Origin of the sequence: Paracoccus acridae (assembly GCF_014642735.1) — a bacterium.
GTDB classification, from domain to species: Bacteria; Pseudomonadota; Alphaproteobacteria; order Rhodobacterales; family Rhodobacteraceae; genus Paracoccus; species Paracoccus acridae.
Window position 1 is genome coordinate 78,872 of the sequence record NZ_BMIV01000005.1, and the last position, 18,494, is coordinate 97,365.

The 18,494-nt window shown below is 67.5% G+C and carries 18 protein-coding genes; 7 read left to right on the plus strand and 11 right to left on the minus strand.

Features of this window, described 5'->3' with window-relative positions; all coding sequences use genetic code 11:
* Positions 1 to 29 precede the first annotated feature (29 nt).
* From IEX25_RS09095 to IEX25_RS09105, 3 genes are all read right to left on the minus strand, one after another.
* The gene (locus IEX25_RS09095) at positions 30 to 1,028 is read right to left on the minus strand and encodes a Gfo/Idh/MocA family protein (protein WP_188714822.1); all 999 of its coding nucleotides are present in this window, start codon (positions 1,026 to 1,028) and stop codon (positions 30 to 32) included.
* Positions 1,025 to 2,167: a Gfo/Idh/MocA family protein gene (locus IEX25_RS09100; protein WP_188714823.1), complete on the minus strand. Its 1,143-nt coding sequence runs from the start codon at positions 2,165 to 2,167 to the stop codon at positions 1,025 to 1,027. Before IEX25_RS09100 ends, IEX25_RS09095 begins: the two co-directional genes overlap by 4 nt.
* 71 nt (positions 2,168 to 2,238) lie before the next feature.
* The gene (locus tag IEX25_RS09105; RefSeq protein ID WP_188714825.1) at positions 2,239 to 3,249 is read right to left on the minus strand and encodes a LacI family DNA-binding transcriptional regulator; all 1,011 of its coding nucleotides are present in this window, start codon (positions 3,247 to 3,249) and stop codon (positions 2,239 to 2,241) included.
* A gap of 107 nt (positions 3,250 to 3,356) precedes the next feature.
* On the opposite strand from IEX25_RS09105, the gene IEX25_RS09110 reads away from it, so the two are divergent.
* Both IEX25_RS09110 and IEX25_RS09115 read left to right on the plus strand, forming a co-directional pair.
* Complete coding sequence (locus tag IEX25_RS09110) at positions 3,357 to 4,304, plus strand: TIM barrel protein (RefSeq protein WP_188714827.1); 948 nt, start codon at positions 3,357 to 3,359, stop codon at positions 4,302 to 4,304.
* The gene (locus tag IEX25_RS09115; protein WP_188714829.1) at positions 4,301 to 5,473 is read left to right on the plus strand and encodes a Gfo/Idh/MocA family protein; all 1,173 of its coding nucleotides are present in this window, start codon (positions 4,301 to 4,303) and stop codon (positions 5,471 to 5,473) included. The genes IEX25_RS09110 and IEX25_RS09115 overlap by 4 nt, the downstream gene beginning before the upstream one ends.
* Positions 5,474 to 5,508: 35 nt before the next feature.
* Here IEX25_RS09115 and IEX25_RS09120 read toward each other — a convergent pair whose 3' ends face one another.
* Positions 5,509 to 6,555 carry an NAD(P)-dependent alcohol dehydrogenase gene (locus IEX25_RS09120; protein ID WP_188714831.1) on the minus strand — a complete coding sequence of 349 codons (1,047 nt, stop codon included), beginning with the start codon at positions 6,553 to 6,555 and terminating at the stop codon, positions 5,509 to 5,511.
* Positions 6,552 to 6,773 (minus strand): hypothetical protein, encoded by a 222-nt coding sequence (locus tag IEX25_RS09125; protein ID WP_188714832.1) that lies wholly within the window; start codon positions 6,771 to 6,773, stop codon positions 6,552 to 6,554. The genes IEX25_RS09120 and IEX25_RS09125 overlap by 4 nt, the downstream gene beginning before the upstream one ends.
* A 94-nt stretch (positions 6,774 to 6,867) precedes the next feature.
* On the opposite strand from IEX25_RS09125, the gene IEX25_RS09130 reads away from it, so the two are divergent.
* Positions 6,868 to 7,827 (plus strand): TIGR03885 family FMN-dependent LLM class oxidoreductase, encoded by a 960-nt coding sequence (locus tag IEX25_RS09130; RefSeq protein ID WP_188714833.1) that lies wholly within the window; start codon positions 6,868 to 6,870, stop codon positions 7,825 to 7,827.
* 29 nt (positions 7,828 to 7,856) lie between these two features.
* Here IEX25_RS09130 and IEX25_RS09135 read toward each other — a convergent pair whose 3' ends face one another.
* Positions 7,857 to 9,515 (minus strand): NAD+ synthase, encoded by a 1,659-nt coding sequence (locus IEX25_RS09135; RefSeq protein WP_188714835.1) that lies wholly within the window; start codon positions 9,513 to 9,515, stop codon positions 7,857 to 7,859.
* Positions 9,516 to 9,637: 122 nt separating this feature from the next.
* Here IEX25_RS09135 and IEX25_RS09140 point away from each other — a divergent pair, with 122 nt between their 5' ends.
* The 4 genes from IEX25_RS09140 to IEX25_RS09155 all read left to right on the plus strand — a co-directional run bounded on the left by IEX25_RS09140 (position 9,638) and on the right by IEX25_RS09155 (position 13,953).
* Entirely contained in the window at positions 9,638 to 11,086 is a 1,449-nt protein-coding gene (locus tag IEX25_RS09140) for an MORN repeat-containing protein (protein WP_188714837.1), read from the plus strand.
* Positions 11,087 to 11,153: 67 nt separating this feature from the next.
* On the plus strand, positions 11,154 to 11,831 hold the full coding sequence (locus tag IEX25_RS09145) for a GntR family transcriptional regulator (protein WP_188714839.1): 678 nt from the start codon (positions 11,154 to 11,156) through the stop codon (positions 11,829 to 11,831).
* An 11-nt stretch (positions 11,832 to 11,842) separates the two neighbouring features.
* On the plus strand, positions 11,843 to 13,054 hold the full coding sequence (gene uxuA / locus IEX25_RS09150) for a mannonate dehydratase (protein ID WP_188714841.1): 1,212 nt from the start codon (positions 11,843 to 11,845) through the stop codon (positions 13,052 to 13,054).
* The gene (locus IEX25_RS09155) at positions 13,054 to 13,953 is read left to right on the plus strand and encodes a sugar kinase (RefSeq protein WP_188714842.1); all 900 of its coding nucleotides are present in this window, start codon (positions 13,054 to 13,056) and stop codon (positions 13,951 to 13,953) included. Before uxuA ends, IEX25_RS09155 begins: the two co-directional genes overlap by 1 nt.
* Before the next feature lie 22 nt (positions 13,954 to 13,975).
* Here the strand turns inward: IEX25_RS09155 and IEX25_RS09160 are convergent, their stop codons facing one another.
* The 5 genes from IEX25_RS09160 to IEX25_RS09180 are packed head-to-tail and all read right to left on the minus strand — an operon-like array spanning position 13,976 to position 18,494.
* Positions 13,976 to 15,358: a mannitol dehydrogenase family protein gene (locus IEX25_RS09160; protein ID WP_440589943.1), complete on the minus strand. Its 1,383-nt coding sequence runs from the start codon at positions 15,356 to 15,358 to the stop codon at positions 13,976 to 13,978.
* A 1-nt stretch (position 15,359) separates the two neighbouring features.
* Entirely contained in the window at positions 15,360 to 16,100 is a 741-nt protein-coding gene (gene kduD / locus IEX25_RS09165) for a 2-dehydro-3-deoxy-D-gluconate 5-dehydrogenase KduD (protein WP_188714843.1), read from the minus strand.
* On the minus strand, positions 16,097 to 16,924 hold the full coding sequence (gene kduI / locus IEX25_RS09170) for a 5-dehydro-4-deoxy-D-glucuronate isomerase (RefSeq protein ID WP_103172395.1): 828 nt from the start codon (positions 16,922 to 16,924) through the stop codon (positions 16,097 to 16,099). The genes kduD and kduI overlap by 4 nt, the downstream gene beginning before the upstream one ends.
* Before the next feature lie 11 nt (positions 16,925 to 16,935).
* Entirely contained in the window at positions 16,936 to 17,217 is a 282-nt protein-coding gene (locus IEX25_RS09175) for a cupin domain-containing protein (protein ID WP_188714845.1), read from the minus strand.
* Positions 17,214 to 18,494: a TRAP transporter large permease gene (locus IEX25_RS09180; RefSeq protein WP_103172393.1), complete on the minus strand. Its 1,281-nt coding sequence runs from the start codon at positions 18,492 to 18,494 to the stop codon at positions 17,214 to 17,216. The genes IEX25_RS09175 and IEX25_RS09180 overlap by 4 nt, the downstream gene beginning before the upstream one ends.

Genomic DNA, 18,494 nt, shown 5'->3' on the forward strand with positions numbered 1-18,494 from the left:
TTGACGGTTTCACATCAGCGCCCCGCCCGTCAAGGCTGCCAGCCGCCCTCCAGATCGACCGGCTGGCCCGTCGCGATCGAGGCGACCGCGGCCTCGGCCAGGCGCTGCGCCTCGAATCCGTCGCGGATCCCGGCAAGGGGCGCGGGGCCGCCCTGCAGCCATGCGGCAAAGGCCTCCATCTCGGCGCGATAGGCGGCCTCGAACCGGGCGATGAAGTAATCCATCGGCGGCGCGGTCATCTGGCCTGTCGGTCCTGCGATGCGGAGATCCGTTTGCGGGCGGTTGTCGATGAACAGCACCTCGGCCGCGCAATGCGCCTCGAGCCGCTGGTCATAGCCCAAGGGGCCGCGGCGGTTGTTGGTCATCGTGACCATGCGCCCGGATCGGGTCAGCATCGTCACCGCCAGCGTGTCGATATCGCCCGCCTCGCCGATCGCGGGATCGACCTGGCAGTTGCCCAGGGCATAGACGGTCGCGATCTCCTCGCCGCAGATGTATCGCGCCTGGTCGAAGTCATGGATCGCCTGGTCGCGCAGCATCCCGCCGGATCGGCGCACATAGTCGATGGGCGGCGGGCCGGGATCGCGGGTGTGCATCACCAGTTGTTCCAGCCGCCCGGATCGGCCCGATGCGATGCGGTCCCGCACCGCGCGGAAGTTCGGGTCATAGCGGCGCTGAAAGCCCAACATGCAGCGGATGCCGGATGCCTCGACGGCGTCCGTGACGCGCACGACCGTCGGCCAGTCGAGCGAGATCGGCTTTTCGCAGAACACCGCCAGCCCGCGTTCGGCCGCCGCCAGCAGCAATTCCGCATGGCTGTCGGTGGACGAACAGATGACGATACCGTCCAGATCGTCGGACAGCGCGTCATGGGCGTCCGACCGGCGCGCCCCGATCCGCGCGGCAAGTGCGTCGCAATCGGCGACCGGATCGACAAGATGCACCACGGCGACACCGGGAATGGCGGCGGCGTTCATCGCATGGACGGCGCCGATGCGGCCCGCCCCGAAAACGGCAAGGCGCGTCATGCCCAGGCCTCTGATTCGATGGCCTTGACGTCGATCCAGCCGCCCTGGTCGCAGGATGCCAGCACCGCATCGACGACGGCTGCGGTATGGACGGCTGCCGCAAAGTCCGGCCAGGCCGGGGTTTCTTCCGTGATGGCGCGGATGAATTCGGCCATTTCGACCACGATCATGTCGTTATAGCCGAAGCCATGGCCCGCGCCGATGCAGAAGCGGCCATAATCGCCGTGACCGGGCGCGGCCAGGATCGTGCGGAATCCCTGCCGCCCCTTGCGGTCGGCGGCGTCATAGAATTGCAGTTCCGCCATCCGTTCCTGGTCGAACCGCACCGTGCCCCTGGTGCCCACGACCTCGTAGGTCAGGCCCATCTTGCGCCCCGCATGGATGCGGCTGGCCGCAATGCTGCCCGGAACGCCTGATGCAAAACGCATCAGGAACTGCGCCTGGTCGTCGTTTTCCACCGCAGCCATGCCGTCCCCTGCCGGGCGCTGCGCATGGACCGTCTGGCGCATCCCCACCACCTCGGCCACCGGGCCGACAAGGAAATGCGCCAGGTTGATCGCATGGCTGGCGATATCGCCAAGCGCGCCGGCCCGCCCGACATGGGCCGCGACCTGCCGCCAGTCATGGGGCAGCGCCGGGTCCATCAGGTAATCCTCGACATGGGTGGCGCTGAAATGGATCACCTCGCCGATGTCTCCGCCCGCGATGATCTGATGCGCAAGCTGGGTCGCGGGGTTCTTGACATAGTTGAAGCCGGTCATGGTGACGCGTCCGCTGGCCTGCGCGGCCTTGGCCATCTGCGCGGCTTCGCGCGCGGTGCGGCCCAGGGGCTTTTCGCAGATCACATGCTTGCCCGCCTGCAGGGCCGCCACGGCCATGTCGGCGTGCAGGAAGGTGGGCGAGGCGATGGCGACCGCCTGCACGTCATCCGCCGCCAGCAGATCGCGCCAATCGCCCGTGCCGCGTTCAAAGCCGAAATCCCGCGCGCGACCCCGTGCCCCAGCCGCGTCCGATGTCGCGATGACGCGTTTCACCGCGCGATGCGGCATCTCGTACACGGTCGAGACCTGAGACAGCGCGATGGCATAGGCCTTGCCCATATAGCCCGCGCCGATGACCCCAAAGCCGATGTCAGCCATGTTCCCTCCATCCTTGCCGCCACGCTAGACCCGTCGGGTCAGCGGACAAGCGCGGGGTTGAGGGGAAACCCTCAGACGCTTTCGGGCATCAGGATCTGGATCTCGGTCGCGATGGACCCGGCCGCGCCCTCAAGCCGGCCGATCAGCCGGGCCATGGTTTCGGCGGCCAGCCGGGCCTCCAGCACGGGCCGCTGGTCGATGATCGCCTGCACCTTGCGGGCCTTCAGCATCAGGCGGCGTTCAGGGGTCTGTTCATGCGTGACGATGGCGATGGGGCGGGTCTGGCGGATGGGCGTCAGCGCCGCGACCAGTTCCGAACAGCCCGTGGTGCACAGATAGATGCCGCGCAGGTCGGGGTTCGTGCGCGCCGCCCGCAGCGCCATGGCGGCTGCGGTCGCCTTGTCCTCGTGCGTTTCCAGGACATCCGCGACGCGCAGGGCGGGGTGGCGTTCCGCCAGCACGTCGATGAAGCCGCCGCTGCGCGCCCCGTGGCCGGGCATGTCGAAGCGGCCGATCAGCACCAGCGTGTCGCCCCCGCCCTGACCGACCAGATATCCCATCAGATCGCCCGCCACGCGGCCCGACTGGCGGTCGTCGGGACCGACAAAGGCCGCGCGGCCACGGGCGGGCACGTCGTCGGCCATGGTCACGACCGGGATGCGCGGGGGCAGCGCCTCCAGCGCCGCGACGATCTGGGGCGCGGCGGGAACGGTCAGGATCATCCCGTCCGCCCAGGCGGCGGCGCGGGCGATCTGGGCGGCGATGCGGTCGGGCTGCGCCGGGTCGATCCGTTCGATCTGGAACAACAGGTTCAGGTCGCGGTGGATGGCGCGGGCCTGTTCGATGCCTTGGCGCAACTGGGCATGGAACGGGTTGGACGGCGGCTGGATCAGCACCGCGATGCGCTTGGCGGCCGTTGGCGTGACCCGCAGGCTGCGGTCCAGGCCCAAGCGGCGGGCGGCCGACAGGATCGCGGCTTCCTTGTCCGCGGACACCCCGCCCCGCCGGTTCACCACCCGGTCCACGGTGGCCAGCGACACCTCCGCCGCCTGCGCCACGTCCTCCAGCGTCACCTTTGCCATGATTTCCCCCTTCGGCGCGGACAGTGGTTGATTGAGGGGAATCCCTCAAGGCCGTTCTTCGCCTTGCATGCCTTGCGGGTTAATCCTGCCCGGACCGGAGGATACCCATGACCATCACCATCACGACGGCGCCTTGTTGCTGGGGCGTGGACGATGTCTCGAGCCCGAACCTGCCCGACTGGCGGCTGGTGCTGAAGGAGGCTGCGGCGGCGGGTTACGGCGGGCTGGAACTGGGGCCATACGGATACATGCCGCTGGACGCGATGACGGTATCGGACGCCTTGCGCCGGCATGGGCTTTACGTCGTGGCGGGCACCATCTTCGACAACCTGGTGGACCCGGCCGGCCGCGAGGAACTGGAACGCCAGGCCCGCCGGATCTGCGCGGTGATCACGGCGCTGCCCAGGCCGCCCCTGGCACCGGGCCAGCGTTTCGCCGCGCCCTATCTGACGGTGATGGACTGGGGCCACGAGGCGCGCGATTACGCCGCAGGCCATTCCGACCGCGCGCTGCGGCTGGACGATGCCGCCTGGGCGGGCATGGTCGCCAATATCCGCGCCATCGCCCGGATCGCGCGGGACGAATACGGCGTCCGCGCCGTGATCCACCCCCATGCGGGCGGTCATGTCGAATTCGCGGACGAGATCGATCGCATCGCCCGCGACATCCCCGCGTCCGAGGCCGGGCTGTGCCTGGACACGGGCCACACCGCCTATGCCGGGATGGATCCCGTGGCGGTGCTGGACCGGTACTGGGACCGGCTGGATTACATCCACTTCAAGGACATCGACGCCGCGACATTCGCGGATGTGATGACCCGCCGCATCCGTTTCTTCGACGCCTGCGCCGAAGGCGTGATGTGTCCCATCGGCGACGGCTGCATCGACTATCCCGCGATCCTGTCGCTGCTGGAACGGCGCGGCTATGCCGGTTTCATCACCGTCGAACAGGAACGCGATCCCCGCAATGCCGGGGGATCGCTGGCCGATGTCGCGAAATCCCGCCGCTATCTGGAAACCGTGGGCTTTGCCCGAAGCAAGGAGACGACCCGATGATCGACGGCACCCGCTTGACGAAGACCGCGATCCGCTGGGGCATGGTGGGCGGCGGCAGGGGCAGCCAGATCGGCTATGTCCACCGGTCGGCCGCGATGCGCGACGGCTATTTCGACCTGAGGGCCGGGGCCTTCGACCTGGATCCCGAGCGGGGCCGGGCCTTCGGCGTTGACCTGGGGCTGGACCCGGATCGCTGCTATCCCGATTACCAGGCGATGTTCGCGGCCGAATCCGCGCGCCCCGACGGCATCCGCTGCGTGACCATCGCCACGCCGAACAACACCCATTACCCGATCACCAGGGCGGCGCTGCTGGCGGGCATCCATGTCATCTGCGAAAAGCCTCTGACCTTCACCACCGCCGAGGCGCTTGACCTGCAGGCCATCGCCCGGGAACGCGGCCTGGTCGTTGGCGTCGCCTATGGCTATTCCGGCCACCAGATGATCGAGGAAGCGGCGCGTCTGGTCGCGGACGGCACCCTGGGCGAAATCCGCATCGTCACGATGCAGTTCGCCCATGGTTTCCACAGCGCGCCGGTGGAACTGGACAGCCCCGCAACCCGCTGGCGCGTCGATCCGGCCTTTGCCGGTCCCAGCTATGTCCTGGGGGATCTGGCCACCCATCCGCTGTATCTCGCGCAGGTGATCTGCCCCGACCTGCGCATCCGGCGGCTTCTCTGCACCCGGCAAAGCTTTGTCGCATCCCGCGCCCCGCTGGAGGACAACGCGACGGTGCTGATGGAATATGACGGGGGCGCGGTGGGGACGCTGTGGACATCCGCCGTCAATGCGGGCTCGATGCACGGCCAGAAGGTGCGGGTGACCGGATCCAAGGGGTCGGTCGAATGGTGGGACGAACACCCCAACCAGTTGCGGCTGGAAATCCAGGGCGAAGCCGCGCGCCTTCTGGACCGGGGGATGCCCTATCTTCACGCGCAATCTCTGGGGGACGACCGCATCGGCGCGGGCCACCCCGAAGGGCTGTTCGAGGCCTGGGCGAACCTGCATTCGCGCTTTGCCCAGGCGATCGAGGCGCATGAGGAAGGCGATCCCGCCCGCGCGGCCCACCTGCGCTATCCCGGCATCGGGGCCGGGGTCGAAGGCGTGCGCTGGGTGGAACATTGCGTCCGGTCCGCGGACGCGGGCGGTGTCTGGGTCGATTACGCCTGACGGCCGGGGTTGCGCCCGGCCGACAGATGCGTGGTTCAGGCCATCGTGGCGATGTCCATGACGAAGCGGTACTTCACGTCGCCCTTCAGCATCCGTTCATAGGCATCCTCGATCTGGTCGGGGCGGATCATCTCGATCTCGGCGGTGATGCCGTGCCGGGCGCAGAAATCCAGCATCTCCTGGGTTTCGGGGATGCCGCCGATCAGCGATCCGGCCAGGCTGCGGCGGCGCATGATCAGGTTGAAGACATTGGGCGACGGATGCGGGGTGGCGGGCGCGCCCACCAGCGTCATGGTCCCGTCGCGCTTCAGCAGCGCCAGGAAGGCGTCAAGGTCATGCGGGGCGGCGACGGTGTTCAGGATGAAGTCGAAGCTTTGGGCATGGGCCGCCATCTCCTCGGCGTTGCGGGACACGACGACCTCATGGGCGCCAAGCGCCCTGGCAGCCTCCACCTTGGCGGGAGAGGTGGTGAAGGCCACCACATGCGCGCCCATGGCATGGGCCAGCTTCACCCCCATGTGACCCAGGCCGCCGATGCCCACGATGCCGACCTTCTTGCCCGGACCCGCACCCCAGTGGCGCAGCGGCGAATAGGTGGTGATCCCCGCGCACAGCAGCGGCGCGACAGCGGCCAGCTGATCCTCGGGGTGGGTGATGCGCAGGACAAAGCGTTCATGGACCACGATCGCCTGGGAATAGCCGCCCAGCGTATGGCCCGGCGCGTCAGCGGTCGGGCCGTTATAGGTGCCCACCATGCCGTCGCAGTAATTCTCCAGCCCTTCCTCGCAGTCGGGGCAATGCTGGCAGCTGTCCACGATACACCCGACGCCCACCAGGTCGCCCGGCTTGTGGCTGGTGACATGGGCGCCCACCTCGGTCACGCGGCCCACGATTTCATGCCCCGGAACGCAGGGATAAAGCGTACCAGCCCATTCGCTGCGCACCTGGTGCAGGTCGGAATGGCAGATGCCGCAATAGACGATCTGGATGCGCACGTCATGCGGACCGGTATCGCGCCGGGTGATGTCCATGGGGCGCAGGGGCTGGTCGGCGGCAGGGGTGCCGACGGCACGAATGGTCATGGGATGTCCTTTCGGTTGTCATTGCAGGGGGTGGCACAACCTTCAGCGTGCCGATTTCGGCCACAGGGGCGCAAGGCGACGGCGCAAAGCCCGGCGAAATCGCCCATCCCGCCGCCGTTGCCGTCGCTGTCGCAGAACCGTTCGACATCGACGCCATGGATGACGGGGTTCTTCCACCATCCGTCCAGTTCCGTCATGTCGCCGTCCCGTTGATCCATGCGACAGCGCAAGCATCAAGGCCGATGGATTGTTCCCCAGGGAACTTCCCGCAGGGTCACGGGCTTCCCGCAGGAATGGATGAGGGGAACGGTCATGGCGCGCATCGGATATCATGCCTCGCACGAACAATACGACCCGCGAACCCTGTGCGATCTGGCACGCCGTGCCGAGGCCGCGGGATTTGGCGCGATCAAGTGTTCCGACCATATCCAGCCCTGGAGCCCGCGTCAGGGCCATTCCGGCCATGCCTGGACCTGGCTGGGCGCGGCCATGGCCACCACCACCGTGCCCTTCGGCAATATCGCGGCGCCGGGATACCGATACCACCCGGCGGTGATGGCCCAGGCGGCGGCGACGCTGGCGCAGATGTTTCCGGGGCGCTTCTGGGTGGCCCTTGGCACCGGAGAGGCCTTGAACGAGGCGATGACCGGCATGGTCTGGCCGGACAAGCCCGAACGGAATGCGCGGCTGCGGGAATGTTTCGACGTGATGCACGCCCTGCTGCGCGGCGAGACCGTGACCCATCGCGGACGCGTGACCGCCATCGAGGCGCGCCTGTGGTCGCTGCCAGATGCGCCCCCGCCCCTGTTCGGCGCCGCAGCGACCGAGGACACGGCACGCTGGCTGGGCGGCTGGGCCGAGGGGCTGCTGACCCTTGGCGGCGATCCGGCCAATGTCGCCCGCGTCATCGCCGCCTTTCGCGAAGGCGGGGGCGAGGGCAAGCCCGTCCATGTCCAGCACACGATATCCTGGGCGGAGACCGAGGATCGCGCCATGGCCGATGCGCTGGACCAATGGGCGCCCGTCGCGATCGGAGGAGAGATCAACTGGGACATCCGGCGCCCGTCGGACTTCGACCTGCTGGGCCGGTTCGTGGGGCCGGAGCATATCGGCCGGTCGGTGCGCGTCTCGGCCGATCCGGGGCTGCATCGCGCCGATCTGCAGGCGATTGCGGACCTGGGCGTGGACACGATCTTCGTCCACAATGTCGGACGCGATCAGCAGGCCTTCATCGACATGGCGGCGCGCGAATTGCTGGGCAGGGGCGATTAAGATCGGCACATGGCAGGCTTGCGCCCCGCCTACAGCTTGTCCCGCCAGCGGTTCACCAGCGGATAGCGGCGGTCCAGCCAGAAGGCCTTGATCGAGATCCGGGGACCCGGCGCGGCCTGGTACCGCTTCCATTCGCTGCCATACAGCAGCCGTTCCACCTTTCTGACCGTATCGGCATCGAAGCCCTGTTCGACCAGATCGGCCAGCGACAGGTCCCTTTCAACAAGACCGTCCAGGATCGCGTCCAGGATTTCATAGGGGGGCAGCGAATCCTGGTCCACCTGGTCGGGGCGCAGTTCCGCCGACGGGGGCTTGGTGATGATGCGGGTGGGGATCACCTCTCCTGCCGGGCCCATCATCCAGTCGCGGTGATTGGCGTTGCGCCAGCGGCAGGTCTCGAACACGCGGGTCTTGTAGAGATCCTTGATCGGGTTGTAACCGCCCGCCATGTCGCCATAGATCGTGGCATAGCCCACGCCGACCTCGGACTTGTTGCCGGTGGTCAGCAGCATCTCGTTGAACTTGTTGGATATCGCCATCAGCATCAGGCCGCGCAGGCGGGACTGGATGTTTTCCTCGGTGATGTCGGGTTCGGTGCCCTTCATCAGATCCGCAAGGGCATCCGCCACGGCGTCGCGTGCCCCGTCGATGCGCACCGTGTCCAGCCGCGCGCCCAGCCGGTTCGCGCAATCGGCCGCGTCGTCCAGGCTGGTCTGGGACGTGTATTCGCTGGGCAGCATTACGCAATGGACGTTCTGCGGCCCGATGGCGTCGGCGGCGATGATCGCCACAAGCGCGGAATCGATGCCGCCCGACATGCCCAGCACGACCTTGGAAAACCCGGACTTGCGCAGGTAATCGCGCAAGCCCAGCATCATGGCCTGGTAATCCTGTTCCCATTCGTCGGGCTGGGGCGCCATCAGCCCCGGCTCGGCCCGCCAGCCGTCGGGGGTCTGGGTGAAATCGACATGGGCCAGCATTTCCTGGAAGGGCGGCAGTTGCACGACCTTGTGCCCGCCGGGGTTCAGCACGAAGCTTGCCCCGTCGTAAAGCTGGTCGTCCTGGCCGCCCACCATGTTGACATAGGCCAGCGGCAGCCCGGTCTCGACCACGCGGGCGACCATGTGGCCCATGCGCAGGTCCAGCTTGTTCCTGTGATAGGGCGATCCGTTGGGCACGATCATGATCTCGGCCCCGGTTTCGGCCAGGGTCTCGGCCACGTCGGGGGACCAGCTGTCCTCGCAGATGGGCGATCCGATCCGCGCGCCCGCGACGGGATAGGGGCCGCTGATCGGGCCGCTGTTGAACAGCCGCCATTCGTCGAACAACTGCTTGTGGGGCAGGCGGTGCTTCAGCACGCGGGCGATCATCTCGCCGTCCTTGAAGACCCAGAACGCGTTGTACAGCTTTTCGCCGTCGCGCCACGGTCCGCCGATCCCCAGGGCCGGGCCGCCGGTGCAAAGGGCGGCAAGCTTCAGGATCTCCTCCTCGGCCTGGCGGCAGAAGGCGGGCTTCAGCACCAGATCCTGCGTCTGGTACCCGGTGATGAACATCTCGGGCAGGGCCAGCATGTCGGCGCCTGCGGCCTTCGCGGCCTCCCATGCCTTGCGGGCCTTGTCGGCATTGCCTTGCAGATCGCCCACCGTGGCGTTCAACTGGCCGATGGTCAGGCGGAAACGGTTGGTCATCATGCAGCCCCTGTTCTCTCGATGCCGTGATAGGCGATGACATGGATAAGGAAAAGTCGGGCTTTGCGCAGCGGGTTCCGCTGCGATAGACCATGGGGCAAAGGACGAAGGGCGGACGGACGATGAAGGCGGCAAGTTGGGCGGCGATCGTGGCGCTGTTGGCGGGAGCCCCCGCCGCGGATGCGCAGGTCGTGACCAAGCAATATGACGACGGCGGCGTCTATGAAGGCACCTTCCGCAACGGCCGCCAGCACGGCCAGGGCAGCTATACCCTGCCCAACGGCTATCGCTATGAAGGCGACTGGGTCGAGGGCGAGATCCTGGGCCAGGGCCGCGCCACCTTTCCCAACGGCTCCGTCTATGAAGGCCAGTTCGCCGAAGGCAAGCCCAACGGCACCGGCACGATCACCTATGCCGACGGCGGCACCTATGAAGGCGACTGGGTGGCCGGAGAGATCACCGGCAAGGGCGTCGCGCGCTATGCCAACGGGTCGGTCTATACCGGCGATTTCGTCAAGGGCCTGCACCAGGGCAAGGGCGTGCTGACCCAGCCCAACGGATACCGCTACGAAGGGGACTGGAACGCGGGCGTCAAGGAAGGGCAGGGCAAGATCACCTATCCCGACGGCGCGGTCTATGAAGGCGGGATGCTGGCGGGCCAGCGCGCGGGCAAGGGCAAGCTGACCATGGCCGACGGGCTTGTCTATGAGGGGATCTGGTCGGCGGGGCAGATGTCGGGCACGGGCGTGCTGGTCCAGGCCTCGGGCGATCGCTACGAGGGCCAGATGCTGAACGGCCGGCGCGAAGGACAGGGCGTCGCCACCTATGCCAATGGCGACGTCTATGACGGCGCCTTCAAGGCCGACCGCCGCCATGGGCAGGGCACCTTCACCGGCACCGATGGCTATGTCTATACCGGGTCATGGGTGGAAGGCCGGATGGAAGGCGAAGGCCGGATCACCTATCCGGACGGATCGGTCTATACCGGCGGCATGAAGGACGACCGGCCCCATGGCAGCGGGACCATCACCTATCCCGACGGGGCAAGCTATTCCGGCCAATGGGCCGCCGGCGTGATCGAGGGCGAGGGCAAGGCCACCTATGCCAACGGCATGGTCTATGAGGGCGGCTTCAGGAATGCCCGAAACCACGGCCTGGGCCGGATGACCTATCCCGACGGCTATGTCTATAATGGCGCATGGGCCGACGGTCAGCGCCATGGCGAAGGCCAGGCGACCTATCCCGATGGCACGGTCTATACCGGCGGCTTCGCGAACGGCCTGCGCGAAGGACAGGGCAAGCTGACGACGCCGGACGGCTTCACCTATGAAGGCGGCTGGAAGGCGGGCGAGATCGACGGCACCGGCGTCGCGACCTATGCCAGCGGCGACCGCTATGAGGGCAGCTTCGTGGCGGGCAAGCGTCAGGGCCAGGGCGTGATGCGCTATGCCAGCGGCGAGGTTGCGTCGGGCCAATGGGACCAGAACCGCCTTGTCGAAAGCGGCCCCGCCCCTGCGGCAGGGGCAACGGAAACCCCGGCCATGCCGAACGAAGCCCCCACGACCCCTTGAGCGGGTTTTGGGAACGTCTTTACTTGTATGGAAGTATGGCATAAGCTGCTGCCTGGGGGAGGCTTTCATGGACGTCGCACGCATCACGATCGCGCCAAGCACGGCGTTCCAAGTCCATGACTGGCTGCGCAAGCGCGTCCAGCAGGGCGACCTGCCCCCTGGGATGCGCATCAGCGAAACCGAGGTCGCGGCCGCCATCGGCATCAGCCGCCAGCCGGTGCGAGAGGCTTTCATCCGCCTGGCCAGCGACGGCCTGGCCGAGGTCCGCCCGCAGCGCGGCACCTATATCAGCAAGATTTCCGTCGCGGCGGTCCTGTCCGCCCGCTTCATCCGCGAGGCGGTCGAGGCCGATCTGGCCCGCATCGTGGCCCAGACACGGCCCGCCGAGATGCTGGACCGCATGGCGGATGAAATCGCCCTGCAGACAGCCGCGGACCAGACCGGAAACGTGAACGACTTCATCGAATCCGACGACCGCTTCCACCGCCTGCTGGCCCTTGCCGCGGGGCAAGAGGCGGTCTGGGCCGATCTGGACCGGCTCAAGGCGCAGATGAACCGGCTGCGGCACCTGTCCATGCGCGCCTTCGACCGCGGCTTCATCATCGGCCAGCACCAGCAGATCCTGGACGCGCTGCGCAAGGGTGATGCCAACGCCTCCGAGACCGCGATGCGCACCCATCTGCGCCAGATGCTGACCGAGGTGCCGCAGATGGCGGCGGCCCAGCCCGACTATTTCACCGACTGAGAGAGGATTGCATGCGACAGACCTGGCGTTGGTTCGGTCCGAACGACCGCGTGTCCATCGACGACATGCTGCAAGCAGGTGTCCAAGGCGTCGTGACGGCGCTGCATCATGTCCCCACGGGCACCGTCTGGACGCCCGAGGAAATCGCCCGCCGCCAGTCCCAGCTTGCCGCGATGCGGGACGGCACCCCATCCGGCCTGGAATGGGAGGTCGTGGAAAGCCTGCCCGTCAGCGAGGCGATCAAGACCCAGTCCGGCGACTGGCGCGGCCATGTGCAGAACTGGATCGCCTCCATGCGGAACCTGCACGCGGCGGGGATCCGGGTGATCTGCTACAACTTCATGCCGGTGCTGGACTGGACGCGCACCGACCTGGAATGGCGCCGCCCCAATGGCGCGCGCTGCATGCGCTTCGACCTGACCGACTTCGCGGCCTTCGACATCCACATCCTCGAACGTCCTGGCGCGGCCGAGGATTTCCCCGAGGACATCCGGGACGCCGCCGCCCGTCGCTTTGCCGACATGGACGATGCCGCGCGCCAGCAGCTTGCCGGAAACGTGGTCTTCGGCCTGCCCGGCGCGGCCGAGCATCTGAGCATGGGCGACGTGCGCGACCTGCTGCAGACCTATGCCCCGGTGACGGACGCGGTGCTGCGCCGCAACTTCAACGATTTCCTGGAACAGGTGGCGCCTGTCGCGCAGGACCTGGGGATGCGGCTGTGCTGCCACCCGGACGATCCGCCGTTCCCACTGCTGGGCCTGCCCCGCGTCATGTCCACCGAGGCCGATTACGCCGAACGCATGGCGGCGGTGGATCTGCCCGCGAACGGCATCACGCTGTGTTCCGGGTCGTTGGGGGCGCGGCATGACAACGACCTGCCCGGGATGATGCGCCGCCTGGGCGACCGCGTGCATTTCCTGCACCTGCGCAATGTCCGCCGCGACAGCGACACCATCCCCGCCAGCTTCTTCGAGGATGAACACCTGACCGGCCAGACCGACATGGTGGACCTGATCGACGCGGTGCTGGCCGAGGAAGCCCGCAGGCGGGCAGCGGGTCGCGAGGACTGGCGCATCCCCATGCGCCCCGACCATGGGCAGGACATCCTGGACGATATCGGCCGGGGCGGCCAGCCGGGCTATCCCGCGATTGGTCGCCTCAAGGGCCTGGCCGAACTGCGCGGCGTCGAACTGGCGCTGTCGCGCAAGCACCAGGCCGCCTGATGCGCATCCTGTCCATCGGAGAGGCAATGGTCGAACTGGGCCAGTCGGACCGGCCCGGCCTGTGGCGCCTGGGGATCGCGGGCGACACGCTGAACACCGCCTGGTATCTGCGCCGCCTGCTGGGCGCCGACTGGCAGGTCGATTACCTGTCGCGCGTGGGCCAGGGCGCCTTTTCCCAGCAGATGGTGGATTTCCTGTCCGCCGAAGGCATCGGCACCGCCCATGTGGCCCGCGACCCCGACCGGGAAATCGGGCTTTACGCCATCAGCCTGACCGACGGGGAACGCAGCTTCGCTTATTGGCGCGACACCTCGGCGGCCCGGCGGCTGGCCGACGATCCTGCGGCGCTGGATGCGGCGCTTGAAGGGGCGGCGCTGGCCTATTTCTCGGGCATCACGGTGGCGATCCTGCCGCCCCAGGGTCGTGCGAACCTGCTGGCGGCCCTGTCCCGCGCCAAGGTGGCGGGGACGCGGGTGGTCTTCGACCCGAACCTGCGCCCGCGCCTGTGGCCTGACGCCGCCACCATGCGGCAGGGCATCAGCGATGCGGCGGCGGGCGCCGATCTGGTCCTGCCCAGCTTCGACGACGAATCCAGCCATTTCGGCGATGCCGATCCCCAGGCCACCGTGGTGCGCTATCTGGCGCTGGGGGCGGGGCAGGTGGTGGTGAAGAACGGCGGCGGGCCGATCAGCTTTGGCGGGATCGGGGGATCGGGCACGATCAGCGACCTTGCGCCCGAAACGCCCGTGGACAGCACGGCGGCTGGCGACAGCTTCAATGCGGGCTATCTTGCGGCCAGCCTGTCGGGTGCGGATTGCGCGGCGGCCATCGCCGCGGGCCACGACCTCAGCCGCAAGGTGATCCGCCATCGCGGCGCCCTGGTGGCCGAGGCGCTGTAGGGCGGGGCGTCACCCCACCCTTTCAAGGCCCGCCGCCATCGCCCGCGCCATCCCGCACCAACCCCGTCAGAGCCGCCACCAGATCCGCCGCAAAGCCCGCGTCGTCGCGCAGCGCGGGCGGGAACACCTCGGCCAGGGCCAGGAAGCCCGCCACGGTCTGCGCCGGATCCTCGCGCCAGAGGGCGGCAAGGCGCGGGGCCAGCGGATCCTTGACCTCGATCGCCGCGCCCTTTTCGTCGCGCCCCGAGGCATAGCGCATCCAGGCCGCCACGGCGAGCGTCAGCCCCGGCACCGCCCGGCCCGCCGCACGGCTTTCCGCGATGGTGCCCAGGATCCGCTGCGGCAGCTTCTGGCTGCCGTCCATGGCGATCTGCCAGGTCCGGTGCCGGATCGCCGGGTTCGCGTAACGCGCGGCAAGGGCGCCGGCATAGGCACCCAGATCCTCGCCGGGCGGGGGCGTCAGCGCCGGGATGATCTCGTCCCGCCACAGGCTGCGCACGAAATCGGCAAAGACGGGATCGGCCATGGTGTCGGCGATGGTCTCATGCCCCGCCAGATAGCCCAGATAGGCGAGGCTGGAATGCGTGCCGTTCAGCATCCGCAGCTTCATGTGTTCAAAGGGCGTCACATCGGCCACCATCTGCACGCCGACCGTCTCAAAGGCCGGACGGGGGCCGCAGAAACGGTCCTCGACCACCCACTGGCGGAAGGGCTCGTGCATCACCGGGGCCTCGTCGCGGGTGCCGGTCATGGCTTCCAGCCGGTCCAGGTCGGCGGGCGTGGTCGCGGGGACGATCCGGTCCACCATGGTCGAAGGAAAGGCCCCTTCCGCCGCGATCCAGTCGGCCAGGGCCGGGTCGATCAGGCGGGCCAGTTCCCCGACCACGCCCCGCACCACCCGGCCGTTTTCGGGCAGGTTGTCGCAGCACAGCACCGTGAAGGGCGGCAGCCCCGCGTCGCGGCGCAGGGCCAAGGCGCGGACCAGGAAGCCCGGCGCGGATTTCGGCAGCGGATTTTCCAGGTCATGCCGGATGTCGGGATGGTCTCGGTTCAGCCGCCCCGTCGAGGGTTCGTGGCAATAGCCCTTTTCCGTCACCGTCAGGCTGACAATATGCGTATCCGGCGCGGCCATTGCGTCCAGCACGGCCTGCGGATCCTCCGGCGCGACCAGCACGTCGCGCAGGACCGTCACGACCTGCGGCTTCTCGCCATCCGGTCCCAGTTCCAGCGCCGTATAGGCCCAGCCCTGCGGTTTCAGCCTGTCGCGCGTGCCGGATGATTGCAGCGACACGCCGGTGATGCCCCAGCCGCCAGCCTCGGCCACATAGATCGCGCCATGGGCGCGGAAGAAGGCGCCCAGGCCCAGATGGACGATGCCCGACTTGGTGGTGGGGTCGCGATACAGCCTATCGTGCAAGCCAGCCTCCATCGACATTCAGGACCGCGCCGTTGATGTAATCGGACGCGGGCGCAGACAGGAACACGGCGGTCTGGCCGATATCCTCGGGGCGGCCCCAGCGGCCGGCGGGGATGCGGTCCAGGATCGCGCGGGACCGGGCGGGATCGGCGCGCAGAGCCTCGGTATTGTTGGTCTCGATATAGCCCGGCGCGATGGCGTTGACGTTGAGGCCAGCCGCCGCCCATTCGTTCGCCATCAGCTTGGTCAGTCCAGCCACCCCATGCTTGGACGCGGTATAGGACGGCACCCGGATGCCGCCCTGGAAGGACAGAAGGCTGGCGATGTTGACGATCTTGCCCCGCCCGCGCGGCAATGCCGCCTTGGCGAAGGCCTGGCAGGTGAAGAACAGTGCCTTGAGGTTCGTGTCCATCACTTCGTCCCAGTCGGCCTCGGAGAAGTCCACCGCATCGGCGCGGCGGATGATGCCCGCGTTGTTGACCAGGATGTCGATGCGTTCGGCGGCAAAGACATCGCGCGCGGCCATGGGATCGCTGAAATCCAGCCGCATCTGGCGGCCCGCCCTTTCAGAAACCTGGCCCATCAGCGCCAGCGTCTGATCGCAGTCGCGCCGGCCCGCGGCGATCACCTCGGCCCCCGCTTGGGCCAAGGCTACGGCGATGGCCTGGCCGATGCCGGTGTTGGCGCCGGTGACAAGCGCCACCTGGCCGTCGAGCGAGAACGGGTTCACCGCAGATCCCCCGGCTGGACGAAGTCCATGTCGGTGTAATCGACGTTGTCGCCCGCCATGGCCCAGATGAAGGTATAGCCGCCGATGCCCGCGCCCGAATGGATCGACCAGGGGGGCGAAATCACCGCCTGTTCGTTGGCGACAAAGATGTGGCGGGTTTCCTGCGGCTCGCCCATCAGGTGCAGCACGCGGGATTCAGGTGCCATGCCGTGATACAGGTACGCCTCCATCCGCCGGTCATGGACATGGGCGGGCATGGTGTTCCAGACCGACCCGTCCTCCAGCGTGGTATAGCCCAGCACAAGCTGGCAGCTTTCCATCACCAGCGGATGGATGAACTGCCGGATGGTGCGCTTGTTCGAGGTCTCGACCGCGCCGGTCTTCATCTCCTTCGCCTCATCGACCGTGATCAGGCGGCAGGGCAGTTCGCGATGCGCGGGGCAGGAGGTGATGTAGAACCGACCCTTGCCGCTGAAGGTCACCGCGCCCGATCCCATGCCCAGGTAGAGCACGTCGCCGTTCTTCATGTCCCAGGTCTGGCCCGCCGCCGTGACCGATCCGGCCTCGCCGATGTTGACGATGCCCATCTCGCGCCGTTCCAGGAAGGTCGCGGTCTTGGTTTCGGCGATCTGGTCCAGGGTGATGTCGGCACCGTCGGGAACCGCGCCGCCCACCACGAAGCGGTCGTAATGGGTATAGACCAGCCGGATTTCCGCGCGGGCGAACAGCCCCTCGGCCAGGAAATGGCGGCGCAGGCTGTCGGTATCCATGCCTTTCGCATGATCGGGATGAACCGCCTGGCGGGTTTCGACATGGGTGGTCATAGCAGAGCCTTTCACAGGAAATCGTCGCGGCGGGGGGTGAAGCTGTCGATCAGGTCGCCCCCTTCAAGACAGGTGCAGCCGTGTTTGGCATGGGAAGGGATGACGAAGGCGTCGCCCGGCCCCACCTCGAATTCGCGGCCGTCCACGGTGAAGCGATAGCGGCCCGATTGCACATAGGTCGATTGCACATGGGGATGGGAATGCAGCGCCCCCTGGTCGCCCGCCGCGAAGGCGAAGCGGACGACCATCAGTTCGGGGGAATGGGCCAGCACGGTGCGGACGGGACCCTTCATTTGAAGACCCCGGGCAGCCACAGCGACAGGGCAGGGATGTATGTGACCAGCAGCAGCACGATCAGGCCTGCGGCATAGAAGGGCCAGACGCTGCGCATGGCCTCCCAGATGGAAATGCGGGCCACGGCGGCGGCGACGAACTGGACCGGCCCCAGCGGCGGGGTGTTCAGCCCGATCCCCAGGTTCAGGATCATGATGACCCCGAAATGCACCGGATCGACGCCGAAGGCCGCCACGACCGGCAGGAAGATCGGCGTGGTGATGATGATCAGCGGCGACATGTCCATGAAGGTGCCCAGCACCAGCAACACGATGTTGATCATCAGCAGGATCACGAAGGGATTGTCGGACACCGACTGCATCCAGTTGAGCGAGATCTGCGCCACATGCAGATAGGCCATCAGCCATCCGAAGGCGCCCGCCATGCCGATGATCAGCAAGACCATCGCGGTCGTGCGCACCGCCTGCTGGGTGGCATGGACGAAATCCGTCCAGGACATGCTGCGATAGACCACCACCGTCACCAGCAGCGCATACAGCACCGCGATGCAGCTGCTTTCGGTCGCGGTGAAGACGCCCGACCGCACGCCCCCGAAGATGATGGCGATCAGCAGCATGCCGGGGATCGACTGCAGCAGGTAATATCCGACGCGGGCGAAACCGGGAAAGGGCTCGGTCGGATAGCCGCGCTTGCGGGCGACGATATAGGCCGTCACCGACAGCGCCCCCGCCAGCAGCAGGCCGGGGATGATGCCCGCCGTGAACAGGTCGGCGATGGAAATCCGCCCCCCGCCCGAGATCGAGTAGATGATCATGTTGTGGCTGGGCGGAAGAAGCAGCGCGATCAGCGCCGCCATCGAGGTCACGTTGACCGCATAGTCCGCGCCATAGCCGCGTTCCTTCATCTGCGGGATCATGATGCCGCCGACGGCGGCGGCCTCGGCCACGGCGGATCCGGAAATGCCGCCGAACAGGGTGGATGCGGCGATGTTGACCTGGCCCAGGCCGCCCCGGACATGGCCGATCAGCGATCCGGCGAAGGCCACGATCCGCGCGGCGATGCCGCCCCTGACCATCAGGTCGCCCGCGAAGATGAAGAAGGGAATGGCCATCAGCGTGAAGACCGAAATCCCTGCCGACAGGCGCTGGAACACCACCAGGGGAGGCAGGCCCAGGTATCCAACGGTGGCCAGGCTGGAAATGCCCAGGCAGAAGGCGATCGGCGTGCCGATCAGCATCAGCAGCGTGAAGACGCCGAAAAGGATCAGATATTCCAT

Bases quoted from the DNA above. Each gene is read 5' to 3' on its own strand.
- IEX25_RS09095 (WP_188714822.1), bottom strand. From the start codon at position 1,028: ATGACGCGCCTTGCCGTTTTCGGGGCGGGCCGCATCGGCGCCGTCCAT.
- IEX25_RS09100 (WP_188714823.1), bottom strand. From the start codon at position 2,167: ATGGCTGACATCGGCTTTGGGGTCATCGGCGCGGGCTATATGGGCAAG.
- IEX25_RS09105 (WP_188714825.1), bottom strand. From the start codon at position 3,249: ATGGCAAAGGTGACGCTGGAGGACGTGGCGCAGGCGGCGGAGGTGTCG.
- IEX25_RS09110 (WP_188714827.1), top strand. From the start codon at position 3,357: ATGACCATCACCATCACGACGGCGCCTTGTTGCTGGGGCGTGGACGAT.
- IEX25_RS09115 (WP_188714829.1), top strand. From the start codon at position 4,301: ATGATCGACGGCACCCGCTTGACGAAGACCGCGATCCGCTGGGGCATG.
- IEX25_RS09120 (WP_188714831.1), bottom strand. From the start codon at position 6,555: ATGACCATTCGTGCCGTCGGCACCCCTGCCGCCGACCAGCCCCTGCGC.
- IEX25_RS09125 (WP_188714832.1), bottom strand. From the start codon at position 6,773: ATGGATCAACGGGACGGCGACATGACGGAACTGGACGGATGGTGGAAG.
- IEX25_RS09130 (WP_188714833.1), top strand. From the start codon at position 6,868: ATGGCGCGCATCGGATATCATGCCTCGCACGAACAATACGACCCGCGA.
- IEX25_RS09135 (WP_188714835.1), bottom strand. From the start codon at position 9,515: ATGACCAACCGTTTCCGCCTGACCATCGGCCAGTTGAACGCCACGGTG.
- IEX25_RS09140 (WP_188714837.1), top strand. From the start codon at position 9,638: ATGAAGGCGGCAAGTTGGGCGGCGATCGTGGCGCTGTTGGCGGGAGCC.
- IEX25_RS09145 (WP_188714839.1), top strand. From the start codon at position 11,154: ATGGACGTCGCACGCATCACGATCGCGCCAAGCACGGCGTTCCAAGTC.
- uxuA (WP_188714841.1), top strand. From the start codon at position 11,843: ATGCGACAGACCTGGCGTTGGTTCGGTCCGAACGACCGCGTGTCCATC.
- IEX25_RS09155 (WP_188714842.1), top strand. From the start codon at position 13,054: ATGCGCATCCTGTCCATCGGAGAGGCAATGGTCGAACTGGGCCAGTCG.
- kduI (WP_103172395.1), bottom strand. From the start codon at position 16,924: ATGACCACCCATGTCGAAACCCGCCAGGCGGTTCATCCCGATCATGCG.
- IEX25_RS09175 (WP_188714845.1), bottom strand. From the start codon at position 17,217: ATGAAGGGTCCCGTCCGCACCGTGCTGGCCCATTCCCCCGAACTGATG.
- IEX25_RS09180 (WP_103172393.1), bottom strand. From the start codon at position 18,494: ATGGAATATCTGATCCTTTTCGGCGTCTTCACGCTGCTGATGCTGATC.